At 40.3% G+C, this 13629-nt stretch carries 11 protein-coding genes; 10 read left to right on the top strand and 1 reads right to left on the bottom strand.

Features of this window, described 5'->3' with window-relative positions; genetic code table 11:
• The 10 genes from RTK36_RS06815 to RTK36_RS06770 all read left to right on the top strand — a co-directional run.
• Positions 1-686 (top strand): ketopantoate reductase family protein (locus tag RTK36_RS06815; RefSeq protein ID WP_312045545.1); only part of this gene is annotated, 686 nt, incomplete at its 5' end.
• Positions 687-736: 50 nt separating this feature from the next.
• Positions 737-1054 (top strand): YhdT family protein, encoded by a 318-nt coding sequence (locus tag RTK36_RS06810; protein ID WP_312045543.1) that lies wholly within the window; start codon positions 737-739, stop codon positions 1052-1054.
• Entirely contained in the window at positions 1051-2556 is a 1506-nt protein-coding gene (gene panF, locus RTK36_RS06805) for a sodium/pantothenate symporter (protein ID WP_312045541.1), read from the top strand. The genes RTK36_RS06810 and panF overlap by 4 nt, the downstream gene beginning before the upstream one ends.
• Positions 2557-2711: 155 nt before the next feature.
• Positions 2712-4358, top strand: coding sequence for an amidohydrolase (locus RTK36_RS06800; RefSeq protein WP_312045539.1), 1647 nt, complete (start codon positions 2712-2714; stop codon positions 4356-4358).
• 81 nt (positions 4359-4439) lie between these two features.
• Positions 4440-6095, top strand: coding sequence for an OPT/YSL family transporter (locus RTK36_RS06795; protein WP_312045537.1), 1656 nt, complete (start codon positions 4440-4442; stop codon positions 6093-6095).
• A gap of 63 nt (positions 6096-6158) precedes the next feature.
• Positions 6159-7121, top strand: a complete 963-nt coding sequence (locus RTK36_RS06790; RefSeq protein ID WP_312045535.1) for a P1 family peptidase — start codon at positions 6159-6161, stop codon at positions 7119-7121.
• A gap of 478 nt (positions 7122-7599) precedes the next feature.
• Entirely contained in the window at positions 7600-8922 is a 1323-nt protein-coding gene (locus RTK36_RS06785; RefSeq protein WP_312045533.1) for an EAL and HDOD domain-containing protein, read from the top strand.
• A 425-nt stretch (positions 8923-9347) separates the two neighbouring features.
• Complete coding sequence (locus RTK36_RS06780) at positions 9348-10043, top strand: response regulator transcription factor (protein ID WP_312045532.1); 696 nt, start codon at positions 9348-9350, stop codon at positions 10041-10043.
• Positions 10030-11466 (top strand): HAMP domain-containing sensor histidine kinase, encoded by a 1437-nt coding sequence (locus RTK36_RS06775; RefSeq protein WP_312045529.1) that lies wholly within the window; start codon positions 10030-10032, stop codon positions 11464-11466. Before RTK36_RS06780 ends, RTK36_RS06775 begins: the two co-directional genes overlap by 14 nt.
• Positions 11467-11595: 129 nt before the next feature.
• Positions 11596-12078 (top strand): hypothetical protein, encoded by a 483-nt coding sequence (locus RTK36_RS06770; RefSeq protein ID WP_312045527.1) that lies wholly within the window; start codon positions 11596-11598, stop codon positions 12076-12078.
• Positions 12079-12767: 689 nt separating this feature from the next.
• Here the strand turns inward: RTK36_RS06770 and catA are convergent.
• Positions 12768-13418 (bottom strand): type A chloramphenicol O-acetyltransferase, encoded by a 651-nt coding sequence (gene catA / locus RTK36_RS06765; RefSeq protein ID WP_312045525.1) that lies wholly within the window; start codon positions 13416-13418, stop codon positions 12768-12770.
• Between the last annotated feature and the right edge of the window lie 211 nt (positions 13419-13629).

Here is a 13629-nt window from a genome sequence, read left to right as displayed (position 1 = left end):
AATCCACGCTGACGGAGCAGGCCATAGAAGCCAATAAAGCTGTATTCGGGGCGAACACCATGGCAATTACCTTGCAAAATGGGATAGGTAACATCGAAAGTATTGGTTCCTTAATAGGAGCGGAAAAGGTGATGGCGGGAACCACCGCTCACGGTGCTACCATGTTGAAACCTGGAAAAATACGACATGCGGGCGTTGGAAAAACAATGATTGGCGAGCTTTCAGGAGTAAGGAGTAAACGAATCAATGAAATTGCAGAGATCTTTTCAGCAGCAGGCTTAGAAGTTGAAGTTTCGGAAAACGTATTGGGGCTAGTATGGGATAAACTTCTTGTTAATGCGGGTATTAATGCTTTGACGGGGATTACGAAGCTGACAAACGGAGAACTTCTTGCACACCCCGAAATTGAAGGAATATTGGAAGAAGCCGTGAAGGAAGGTATTGCAGTTGCAAATGCCAAGGGAATTATTTTAGGGTTTGCAGATCCTGTGGAACATACCAAGGAGGTTTGCAAAGCAACGGCAGCAAATAAATCATCTATGCTTCAGGATGTGTTGAAACATAAACCCACAGAAATTGATATGATTAATGGTGCAGTTGTGAGAGAAGGGAAAAGTGCAAGTATTGCCACCCCAGTAAACCAAGTGCTTTGTGCTCTGATTCATTATTTTGAAAGGGAAAAATAAGCATACCAACTTTGCGGTTATCGGCAAGGGTATGCAGAGGTGATTAGAACATGACTAAAGGAGGGAAAGATATGGTGCCAAAGCTGACGGAAAAGGAGAGAAATCTTCAGATTAAAAAAGAAGCTCTTATTTCTATAGGTCTTTATGTGGTTTTCTTTTTATGGTGGTATTTTGCTGGCTATGGTTTGGCAGACACTTCGAAAGGGTATATTTATATTATGGGGTTACCCCTTTGGTTCTTCCTAAGCTGCGTTGTTGGCTATGTATTATTCAGTATTGCTGTAATTGTTGTTGTTAAGTTTTTTTTCAAAGACTTTAGTCTTGATGAAATAGCTGATGAGGATAGTGGGGAGGAGGATGAAGGATGAGTTCATATACGATTACTTTAATGACAGTTTTAGTGCTCTATCTCCTCGCGAATTTGGGCATCGGCCTTTTTATTAGTAAAAAACAGGCTAAGAGAGATGCTGAAGCCGGGACTGGGTTTATCAATAACTATTTTATTGGTGGAAGGTCTATGGGCGGTCTTGTTTTGGCGATGACGTTGATTGCTACTTTCACAAGTGCCAGCAGTTTTATTGGGGGACCTGGTGTTGCATATTCTAAAGGACTTGTTTGGGTATATTTATCAATCATTCAGGTTCCTACAGCTTTCATCATTTTAGGCATTTTGGGCAAGAAGTTTGCCATTATTTCAAGAAAGACAAACGCTGTAACGGTGACTGACTACTTAAAAGCAAGATATAAATCACCTGCAGTGGTTATCATTTCTTCCTTAGCCCTTGTTTTGTTCTTCATTGCACAGATGATGTCTCAATTTATTGGTGGAGCTGTTTTGTTCCAGACAATTACAGGGCTTCCTTATGTTTACGGTTTGCTTTTCTTTGGAGCTATTGTTATCCTTTATACAACTATTGGTGGGTTTAAGGCGGTCGTAACAACGGATACCATACAGGGCTTAGTTATGGTAATGGGCGGTTTCATTATCTTGGCTACCATTATAAAGGTTGGCGGAGGTTTTGAAGCCATTGTTGACAAACTTAACGTTGTGAATCCCACATGGAATGACCCTACAGTAGGTGGTACAACACCAAAGGCATACGTAATGTCTTTCTGGGTACTTGTTGGTATCGGTGTGTTAGGTCTGCCCCAAACGGCTGTAAGAGGCATGGGTTTCAAGGACACAAAATCCCTCCACAGTGCGATGATTTATGGCACCATCGTTGTGGGATTTTTGATGCTGGTTATGCATATCTCAGGGGCATTTGCACCTGCTATTTTGGATCCATCTGAAATTCCTTCTTCTGACTATGTTGTGCCTACTTTAGTACTGAAATATATGAATCCGGTAGTGGCGGGTTTATTTATTGCAGCACCTCTATCTGCAGTTATGTCAACAGTATCTTCCCTATTGATTTTGGCTTCTGCGGCGATTGTCAAGGATATTTACCTAAACTACATTGCAAAGGAGAATGGTAATGTAGTTAAGACAGGGGCAAAATTTGAAAAGAAAATCGGAAAGATGAGTATGATAACCACATTGGTCGTAGGTGTTATTGTATTTGTATTTACAATTTATCCACCTGATTTAATTGTTTGGATTAATCTTTTTGCTATGGGTGGCCTTGAATGCGCATTCTTATGTCCAATCTTATTTGGGCTATATTGGAAAAAAGCAAACGCCACAGGCGCAGTTTTATCCAGTGTCATCGGCATTGTTTCTTTCTTGCTTATGACTACTTATAAAGTGAGTATTTTTGGGACCACTCCCATTGTACCATCCATTGTGATTTCAATTGTGGCATTTGTGGTAGGCAGTTTGATTGGTAAGAAACCAGATGAAGAAGTTATGAAATTGTTCTATTCATAAATAAAAAAATAAATTCACATTATTTAACAGAAGGGAACCCCTACCTTTCTGGTGGGGCGTTACTTTAATACGTAGAGAGGCATGCAAACTTTCACTAAACAAACTAGTGTTGGTAATACCTTCTGCTATGAGGATTTGATAGGGGGGAGGAGTCAATGACCTTTGATTTTTCATATATAGACACTGCGTTTATAGGTGGCAAAGTGATTACTGTAAATGAAAAGGACGAAATTGCAGAGGCTGTTGGGATTAAGAGGAATAAAATAGTTTTCGTTGGTTCAAATGAGGATATATTAAAGATTACAACAGATAAAACAAAAATAATTGACTTAAAGGGCAGAACTTTAATGCCGGGTATGATAGACTCTCATTATCACCCCATTCTCTCCGGTCTTTTAGGAACGGATTTTGATGCACCAATGATTGATACTTTTTATGGAAATTGTAAATCTCTTTCTGACATGCTGAATATGGTGCAGGAAGCAGCAAAAATGAAAAAGCCGGGACAATGGATTTCCATGATGGGCTATGAGCCTACCCTTTTTCCCGAACAGCGCCATCCTACCATTGAAGAATTGGACGCCGTGGCACCAAACAACCCTGTCCACTGCATGCATGGGGGAGGACATATCTGCATGTATAATTCCAAAGCATTGGAATATTTGGATATATATTCTCCACGGGACGCCAAAAAATATCCAGAAGATGAAGTGGAAGTTGTGGATGAAAAATTGACAGGAATGGTTAGGGGAAGTACCCATTTCTGGCTCTGGGGCAAAGTGGAATATACACAAGAAGATCAGGCAAAGGCAGCAATGAAAGCACATCAACACTGTTTGGAAAACGGTATTACATCTATTCACGACTGTGGAGAATGCGATAAACCATCGTATCATATTATGCAGAAACTATGCAGAGAGGGCAAGTTTAAAGTTCGTTCCTACATGATGTTGCACAGCATTTTTGGTAAAAGGTATTCTTTGATGGATAACGAGCATTTTCTGGAATTAGGTTTATCCAGTGGTCTTGGAGATGAACATTTTAAAATTGGCAGTTCAAAATTTATGATTGACGGCGGCTCCGGCGGCCCCTCGTGCGCAACCAGGAAGCCTTATTCTCACAATCACAACCTTCCAAGGGAAAGAGCCTGGGAGAGGGAGGAAGTAGCAGGGTATATTCAAAAAATCAACGAAGCCGAATGTCAGGCAACGGCACATGCCATTGGAGATTTAGCAATTGAATTTATGGTAGAGGGATATGAAAAAGCCTTTGAAACAAATCCCAGACCGGATCTTCGTCATAGAATTGAGCATTGTACCATTGTGGATCAAGACTTAGTAAACCGCATGGCAAAAATGAATATCTGTCCCAGTGTAAATATTTCATCTATTCAGAAGATGGGAGCAAAATTCGTTGATTTCTATGGTGCGGATCGAAATAAATATATATGTGCTATTCGAAGTATGCTGGATGCCGGAATAAAATGCTCTTTACATAGTGATACACCATCGTATCCTGCGGGACTTTCCCTTTTAGATGCCGCTGTAAACCGCTATGACAGGTCTGTCGGATTCCAGTGTGATAAAACCCAGGCAGTATCCGTTCTTGAAGCAATTCGTTGTGCTACGTTAAATGGAGCTTATAGTTCTTTTGAAGAAGATATTAAAGGAAGTGTGGAGGTTGGAAAACTGGCAGATTTGATAGTTCTCTCAGATGATATTCTTTCTATCCCCCCTATGAGCATTGTAAACTTGGAAGTAGAAATGACTATGATTGATGGTGTTATTGAATATCAAAAGTAAAAGGCTTTGTTTATACATATCAAGTCTGATAGAGTTCGTAAGATGTTGTTTATTGTGATATAGGAAAGGGGGCGCTGAACTATGGCTCAAGAATCGAAACGTGTCAAATATGCCACATCGTATAGGGAACAGCTAACTGTTCGTGGTATGATTATTGGTGTCATCGGTGTAGTCATTGTAACATGTTCATCTATGTTTATAGCATTGAAAGCATCATCGTTACCATTCCCCATTATGTTTGTTGCATTGGTATCTATGTTTGCATTAAAAGCATTGGGAAGAACCAATATTAATGAAATCAACGTTACACATACCGCAATGTCAGCCGGTTCTATGGTGGCCGGTGGCGTAGCCTTTACCATTCCAGCAATTTATATGCTCTATCCAAATACAGACTTAAGTTTGGTTAAATTGCTTGTCATCACAATTAGTGGTACTATGCTGGGGCTTATTTTTACATCTCTTATGAGAAAACAGTTCATAGAAACATCAAAACTTCCTTATGCCATGGGTCAGGCAGCTGCGGAGACTCTGATCGTTGGCGATGAAGGAGGGAAAAAGGCCCATACACTCTTTGGGGCATTGGGCTTCGCTGCTATTTGGACTGCACTTCGTGACTGGTTCATGAAGATTCCCGCTATCCTTTGGTTTGGTGGCGGCAGTTGGCTAAACTATGGTTCTTATGGCGGTGTTTGGCTTTCGCCTATGCTTGTATCTGTTGGCTACCTTGTAGGACCCATATTTGTAGGTGTATGGTTTCTTGGAGCACTCATCGGCGATGTGGGTATTTTAATCGGCGGCCAGCAATTAGGTTTTTTTGACGCAGCAACAGCAGCAAATATCAAAAGTGGACTGGGATTAGGAATGATGGTAGGAACAGGCCTTGGTGTATTCATAAAAAACATCATTCCGAATTTTAAGGCCATCTTTGGGTCTATGGTGTCTAAAGATTCCATTGGGGATTCTATTGTCCCCTTGAGATGGGCACCAATCCTGATGGCACTTTTTGCAGCACTTTTTGTAATTATTGTTGATGTACCAGTTATTGCTGCAATTATTACTATTATAGGGGTTTGGCTTGCAACTGCTATGTCTTGTCAAACGGTTGGCATGTCTGCCATTAACCCTATGGAAGTGTTTGGTATTTTTGTACTGATTCTTGCAAAGTTGTGCTCTCCTGGAATTACAGAAGTTGCAGCCATTTGTATTGCGGCGATTGTTGCAATTGCCTGTGGCCTTGTGGGCGATGTTATGAACGATTTTAAAGCAGGGAGCATTTTGAAGTCCAGCCCCAAAGCCCAGTGGACAGGTGAATTAATTGGTGGTCTTGTAGGAGCGGTTATATCTGTATTTGTCATCATGGCTATCATTCAGGCATATGGTCCTTCTGCTTTTGGCAATCCGGAACTTTTCCCTGCAGCTCAGGCATCTGCTGTTGCTGCTATGGCTGGTGGAATTTCCCATGTCCCAGCGTTTTTAACTGGACTTGTGGTGGCTGCCGTGCTTTATATTGCAGGATTTTATCCTGTTATGACCCTTGGACTTGGTGTTTATCTGCCGTTTTATCTATCCTTTACGGCATTTATTGGAGCAGCTATCCGCTTCATTCTTGATAAAGTTTATCCTCAGTTTGAAAGGGAAGGAAAAGGCATCATTATTGGTGCAGGCCTTTTGGGTGGCGAAGCGGTGGTAGGTGTCATTATTGCAATTATTATGGCAGTGCAGTTTATTGCGTAATTAAAACAATGATGGAAGATGAGGGCGGCAAAAGTCGCCCTTATTTGAAGAAAGGAAATGTGTATGAAGGAAATAAAAATATCGGAAATAAAGGGAATTAAGATTGGGCATGCCCAGAGTCTTGAAGGTGCAACGGGATGTACTGCCATTATTTGCGAAGCTGGAGCAATAGCGGGAGTTGATGTGCGTGGGGGCGGGCCGGCATCCCGAGAAACAGAGCTGTTAAAACCCGTCAATATGGTTCAGCAGATTCATTGTGTTATGCTCTCCGGTGGTAGTGCTTACGGTCTTGCGGCGGGGGACGGTGCTATGCAATATTTGGAAGAACGGGGAGCTGGTTTCGATGTTGGTGTTGGCGTTGTGCCTATTGTTTGCGGAGCATCCCTCTTTGATTTAGTCGTTGGCGATCCGAAATGCAGACCAGATAAGGCCATGGGTTACAGAGCTTGCCAAGTGGCAGGAACATGTGAGCCTGCGGAGGGAAATGTAGGTGCAGGGACAGGTGCATCTGTGGGCAAGTTTCTGGGGCCTGAGAGAATGATGAAAAGTGGTCTCGGAATCCACGCAGTGCAGATTGGTGATGTTCAGTGTGGTGTAGTGGTTGCGGTCAATGCCCTTGGAGACGTGATTGATTATGATACGGGAAAACGAATCGCAGGAATTATATCAGAAGATAAAACTGCTATATCGAGCACGGAGGAAGTGATGTATGCAGAAATTGGCAGAAAACGAAATGTTTTTTCCGGTAATACAACGATTGGTTGTGTTATAACCAATGCAAAACTTACCAAGGTTCAGGCAAGTAAGCTGGCAAGCATTACCCATAATGGGTATGCAAAGGCCATTAGCCCCGTGCATACCTCTGTTGATGGAGATACGATTTTTGTTATGGCAACCGGAGAAGTGGAAGTTGAGCCCGATGCCCTTGGTGCGCTTGCAACGGAAGTGATGGCAAGAGCAATCTGTAGAGGGGTAAAGGCTGCTGAACCTGCTTATGGACTGAAAGCGGCGAAAGATTTTAAATGATGCAAATGCTTGTGCAATTAAGGTATGCTTAAGAGTGGTAAACTAAAAAACAACCCAACAATAAAACCAAACCTAAAACGAAAGGTTTTATTGTTGGGTTGAATTTTTTAAGAAGCACCAGCAATATATTTGAAGAAAAGGTTAGCAAGAAATTGGATTGTTGGATGGGTCAAGAGCGACTAAATAAAAGAGCGTTTGATTGGGTTAGGCCTTAGTTTTTAAGCATTCGAGGGAAATATTTGAATAAGGTATGAGATAAAATGATGTTACGATTTTGGATTATTCGGGGAAGTTGCTGTCTTGCTTGTGTTTGATTTGGTTTTGGGAAATAAGCCAATTGTGTGCAAAATTTTAAAAAGTGTTATTTCTTTCCATATCATGTCGATAAATATAATATAAGATACTATGATACATAAAAACAGGTGTGACGGAATGTAAAGAAGATCGCTACCGTAGCCTGTGGTGAAAGGAGAATACAGTGAACAGCAAGTATATTGTACGACAGCCAATTAAAGACAGAGACAGCAATATCATCGGCTACGAACTTCTCTACTACGGCGAAAACCAGGCCTTTGGCGCTGAAGAACCATCATCTTCTGGGGAGGTAAAAGTCCCCACGGCTTCTGCATCCAATGCTCCGGCTTACAGAAATGACTTTGCAGCAGCAAATGCCATCTATAATTTTTTGACCCAGAATACAGATAAATCCCTAACAGGAACTTTGAATTTCATGACTTTCACACCTACTCTGTTAATGAAGAGTGCGCCACGGATATTCAAAAAGTCAGAATTGGTTATTCAGATTGAAGATAATGTAATTATCTATCCACTGGCCATGAATTTCGTACAGAAGTTTGCAAAAGAGGGCTACAAAATCGCGGTGAATGAATTTAGATTTGCTCCTCGTTATTTAGCGCTGATGGACAAAATTCATTATATCAAGCTGAATTTTTCTACGACTCCGGTGTCGACATTGTCCAACATTATTGAGCTAGCCCATAGCATGGAAAAGAAATGTATTGCAACAAACATTACAAACGAGGAGCTTTACAATTGCGCAATAAATCTGCAAGTCGATGCGTTGGAGGGGACTTTTGTAGCAGAAAAGCTATCGTCTAAAACACACACCAGCGGATATCTGCAAAGCAACTTTTTTCGACTGATAGTAGCCATTACCCAGGATGAGCCGAATATTGACGAGATTGAGCAACTGGTCTCCCAAGACGCTTCCATGGTCTTCGGCCTGTTGCGCATGGCGAACTCTGCCTATTTTTCTTCCAAACACCGTGCTACTACCATCCGTCAGGCCATTATGACACTGGGGCTTGGTCAGCTACGTCAATGGATCTATTTTCTTAGTGCCAGCAATGTGGAAAATGAAATCGATCCATCGTGTGAGGAGTTCCTCAAGTTGTCTTTCTTGCGGGCGAATTTCTGCAGTGATTTAAGTGATTACACACAGAATAGCCTCTCCATCTCTAAGGGCGACGCCTATTTGATTGGTATGTTTTCCACACTGGGCTGTCTGGTAGACGCGCCCATGGAAGAAATTTTATCTGAAGTCCCAGTTGCAGAGGAAGTTAGAGATGCATTGCTCTACCAAAAGGGCTCCGCCGGCAAACTGTTTTCTTTGCTACTCAGTTATGAACGGGCTGACTGGAATCGCATCACTACGCTAGCAGACGAACTTCATATCCCTACGAACCTGCTCACTAGTTTGTATTTTGATTCCGTGGATCGGGCAAACATGATCTGGGAGAGGATCACGGCTCCTGCCAATCTACCAGACGAGAGCGTTTAATTGTCCTGTTAAGTATAATAGGACATATCGAAGAACAAAATAAAATAATATCAAGTGTATTGGTCAAGAAAATAGTTAAAGCTGTCTCATTAGAAGGCAGCTTTAACTATATTTTTTGGGAAAAATAGTCCGTCCCACTCATAGAAAAGTATACAAGGTCAGTCATGTAGGAGCTAGATAAAATATCTCCTTAATATAAGCAGGGATTCTACTATTTGAACACAGAAGACTTAAATAATTCGAAAATAATGTACTTTTTAATAGGCATAAATATACCTATTTTTTTATTAATTAAATACAGCATTTTTGCTTTTTGATAAACCTAGAAGCTAATTTAATATTTATTGAGATGGTTTAAAAAAATAATTGTGTTGCCATTAAAAAAACAAAAAAATCTGCTATTATTATATTGGGAGGTGGAATTTATGCCAAAAATCTTATTAGTAGATGATAATAAACAAATAACATCAATTTTAGAGGAGTATGCAAAAAAAGATGGCTACGAAACAGCAGTTGCACTGGACGGAGAGGAGGCTTTGCAAAAGTTTTCTGATGAAAAACCAGATATTCTGTTGCTGGATGTGATGATGCCAAAGAAGGACGGATTTGCTGTTTGCAGAGAAATCCGGAAAAGCTCTAATGTTCCTATTATTATGATTACTGCACGGGGCGAGGATTTTGAAAAAATTATGGGGCTTGAAATTGGTGCAGATGATTATATTGTAAAGCCCTTTTCTCCAGGGGAGGTAATGGCGCGGGTAAAGGCGATTATGCGACGCATTGTAAGAGAAGAGAAACAGACACAGTGTTTTACGTATGGCAATTTGAATATTTGTTTAGATGAGTATACAGTGACAGTTGATGATGAACCTGTTGCACTTACCAAAAAAGAAATTGAGATTTTATGGACGTTGGCAACAGCAAAAAACAAAGTGTTTTCTCGTGATAATCTTCTAAATAGTTTATGGGGATATGATTATTTCGGAGATAGCAGAACGGTAGATAGCCATATTAAGCGTCTTCGAGCTAAATTAGAGAAATATACCCATCCCTCTTGGGATATCAAAACCATATGGGGCGTAGGATATAAATTTGAGGTGACAACGGATGCTGAAAAGTAAAATAGCCCGAAAGTTAAGTAGAAATTTTACCGTGGTTTTGTTAGCCTTTGCGTTAATTGTCGGTAGTGTTTTTTTCTTTCTTTTTCGTAGTTATACTGTTGAAAGAAATAAAATTGAACTGGAAAACTATGGGCAATCTTTAGTTGATAGTTTATTGGCTGAAAGCGGAACTTTGGGAAAAGGAATGGGCGGATATGGAGCATATCTGAGATTTATTAGTGAAGTTTCCGACACGGAAGTTTGGGTTGTGGATGAAAATATGAATTTGATTACAGCAGGCAAGGGGAAAGGGGGGAGATATGGAGGATATTCTATGACGGAATTACCTGCCAATGCAAAGGAAGTCATTGATGAGGTGCTGACAGGCAAAACTGTGAATAGCAAAGGATTTAGCGATGTTCTTTCTACGTTGACCTTGACTGTTGGAGTCCCAATTCAAACTGAAAAGGGTGATATTATAGGCGCAGTTTTGCTGCATTCTCCGGTGGATGGAACAATGGCGTCAATGGAACGAGGGCTTATTGTTTTAGCAATCAGCATCCTAGTCGCCCTGATTGCTTCTGTGTTACTTTCCCTAGGGATGTCTGCTTCATTTACAAAACCCCTCTCAAAGATGAAAAGTGCTACAAATTCTATGATGCAAGGGGATTACACCGTTCGTTGTGGTGTTGAGCAAAAAGATGAAATCGGCGAGTTATCTGCGGATTTAGATTTATTAGCACTTCGTTTGGACGAAGCTAGAGAAGAAACTCAAAAGCTGGAACAAATGCGCAGTGATTTTGTGGCAAACATTTCTCATGAGCTACGTACGCCTGTCACGGTGATAAGAGGTTCCCTGGAGGCATTGTGCGACAAGGTTGTAGATACCCCCGAAAAAATAGCGGACTATCATAGCCAAATGTTGGAGGAAGCAAAATTTTTAGAGCGATTGATAGGGGATTTATTAGATCTTTCTCGATTACAAAACATGAATTTTGCCATTGAAATGTTACCAGTTAACATATGTGAAGTTATAGAAGATGCATCAAGAAGTGCTTCTAGAATTGCACAACAAAAAGATGTGTTTGTTAGTGTTCAACTGCAAAGCTCTTGTGTAGAAACCCTGGGGGATTATGGAAGATTGCGGCAAATGTTTGTGATTGTGCTGGACAACGCCATTAAGTTTTCGCCACAGGGGGCTCAGGTAGAGATTGAGGTGGAAGAATATCAGGTGATCATACGTGATCATGGATGCGGGATTGATTTTGCTCATCTGCCCCATATTTTCGAACGTTTTTATAAAACATATGGGGAACAGAATAAAACTGGTACAGGGCTTGGACTTGCCATTGCTAAACAAATTGCAGATCGTCACGGTATCCTTTTATCTGTTGCAAACAACAGCGAGGGAGGCACCCAATTCACATTTGATTTTAAGAACTGAAGGTCGAAATTTTATCTGATAGATGCCTTAAAAATATAAAACAAAAGACACATTTTTGACAAAAAGTTACGGTAATCTTTAGATACAGAAAAACAAACGCTTAAAAAAATTTCAGGAGGTGCAAGGATTATGAAAAGATGGGAAAAGATTACTGCAACTGGATTTATGGTGATGGCAATTAGTGCAACTGGAGTAACAGCTTTTGCGGCATCGCAGTATAATACACCAGCCGAATTGGTTGCTGGGATTACCGGTCGTACGCTAGAAAGTATCGTGGATGAAAGGACAGAAACAGGAAAGTCTTACGGTGAAATTGCTTCTGAGGCAGGAGAATTGGATGAATTTAAGGCTGGAGCTCTCGAAATTAAGAAGGATCAGTTGGCAGCACAAGTTGAAGCAGGGGTGATGACGCAAGAAAGAGCAGATACCATCATTGCTGCTTTAGAGGAAAATCAGATAAATTGTGATGGAACAGGCAGCGTAGGATTGGGAAAATCTTTAGCAGCAAAATTTGGTGCTAATGGGGCAGGCATGGGAACAGGCAGAGGCGGTTCTGCAGAAAGAGGATCCAGAGGACAAGGTATGAAATTACATGGTGGTTCCTGTTATTAAATGTTTTAAATATAACATTCAATGAGAAAAGCAACGCAGTATGACCGTGCATAGGCACTAATTACTGCGTTGCTTTTTTAACTTTTTATGTACCCCTAAAAGAAAATTATGCAACATAAATTTGTGACTCATGCTGTGTAATCAGGAAATTCAGAGAATGTTTCATTTTAAAGCAAAAGCGAAGGTTAAAATAAATAATTGATGAAAAAACCTGCTGAACCCTGAGTGTAAAAAACTCCATTCAGCCCGAATAATTGAGGCAAAATCAGTATCGTGGCTACTAAAAATATGCCTTGCCTTCCCAGAGCCAAAAATAACGTCATATAAATAATTTGAAATCCGAAAAGGGAAAACATTACGCTGTAAGCCCTTAATCCCTAAGATGCAATTTCCAATACTTGAGTGTCATTACTAAAGATTGACACAATAAATGGAGCGAAAATAGTTTGTACAACGGAAACGGTTAAACAGAATATTGCCTTTGATATTTGTAGTGATTGGTTTTGAGCACATGGGCACATTAAAATATAAGTACAGTCTTTAGAAACTAGGTTTGCTTTTAGAGAGGCGGACTTGTTGGAATATATGGAAAAGGAACAAACGGGCCTCTTTATTGTGAAGCCGGTTTGTTCCAAAAATGATTGTAAGTTGTAATTACCTTTAGTAATCAGCTAGAATATTTGAACTGGCTAGAACAACCACTTATTACAGTTGATTGCCATTTCTCGCAATCGTTCTACGAATTTTCCAACATGGTAGCCATCGCAAACCCCATGGTGACATTGGATGGCAAGGGGCATCATGATTTTGCCGTTTTCTTTTTTGTATTTTCCAATAGTGAAGATGGGCAAAAGATAGTTTCCATCTGAAAAAACATTAATATTAAACGCTGAAAAATCTACCCATGGAACACTGGAAATAGTAAAAGTATTGGGTGGAACATGTTCCTGAGGGAAAAGACTTCCAGTGGCATACTGTGCTGTATCTTGTAAATATGCGTGATAGAATGTATCGAAACAGCTGTCATATCTTGTCCATACGGCTGAGAATGTTTCCGTGATAGGATTCATAACAGTATACACAGGGTCGATGACCTCCCAATATCCCAAGCGGTGTTCATCATTGGTTGTCATTCGGAACTCCGGTAATTGGTTTACCACAGTTGATAGCATAAAGACCTGTGCAGGGTAGGATTTCTTTCCTCGTTCTTTTAGCTGAACCAGTAAATTGGAAATATCAATGTCTACCGTTAGGCTATAAGAGCATGGTACCCTATTTTTATAATGATCATAGTGTTCTTTTCTTGCCCATTGTTCCATTTTTATTTCAATAAAGTTCATTATATTAGCCTCCTAAAAATAGAATTATCATTTTTAAGAGGCACTATTCCTTGTTTTTACCATGTTCTTGCACCTCCCTAGCCATGTAACTTCTGAAATATATCGTAAATGAGTTAATTCATTTTTATCGTACCATATATTTTATAAACTTCCAACGTCTTTAATAAGTATTAACTAGGTTAACACTATGTATGTGGAACGCAAAAGAAAA

It is taken from the genome of Anaerotignum sp. (assembly GCF_031981185.1).
In the GTDB taxonomy this organism is placed as follows: domain Bacteria; phylum Bacillota; class Clostridia; order Lachnospirales; family Anaerotignaceae; genus Chakrabartyella.
This window is presented reverse-complemented; position numbering and strand designations above follow the sequence as displayed.

Coding starts and splice junctions, on each gene's coding strand:
- RTK36_RS06810 (WP_312045543.1), top strand. CDS start 737: ATGACTAAAGGAGGGAAAGATATGGTGCCAAAGCTGACGGAAAAGGAG.
- RTK36_RS06770 (WP_312045527.1), top strand. CDS start 11,596: ATGAAAAGATGGGAAAAGATTACTGCAACTGGATTTATGGTGATGGCA.
- RTK36_RS06775 (WP_312045529.1), top strand. CDS start 10,030: ATGCTGAAAAGTAAAATAGCCCGAAAGTTAAGTAGAAATTTTACCGTG.
- RTK36_RS06795 (WP_312045537.1), top strand. CDS start 4,440: ATGGCTCAAGAATCGAAACGTGTCAAATATGCCACATCGTATAGGGAA.
- RTK36_RS06800 (WP_312045539.1), top strand. CDS start 2,712: ATGACCTTTGATTTTTCATATATAGACACTGCGTTTATAGGTGGCAAA.
- RTK36_RS06790 (WP_312045535.1), top strand. CDS start 6,159: ATGAAGGAAATAAAAATATCGGAAATAAAGGGAATTAAGATTGGGCAT.
- catA (WP_312045525.1), bottom strand. CDS start 13,418: ATGAACTTTATTGAAATAAAAATGGAACAATGGGCAAGAAAAGAACAC.
- RTK36_RS06780 (WP_312045532.1), top strand. CDS start 9,348: ATGCCAAAAATCTTATTAGTAGATGATAATAAACAAATAACATCAATT.
- panF (WP_312045541.1), top strand. CDS start 1,051: ATGAGTTCATATACGATTACTTTAATGACAGTTTTAGTGCTCTATCTC.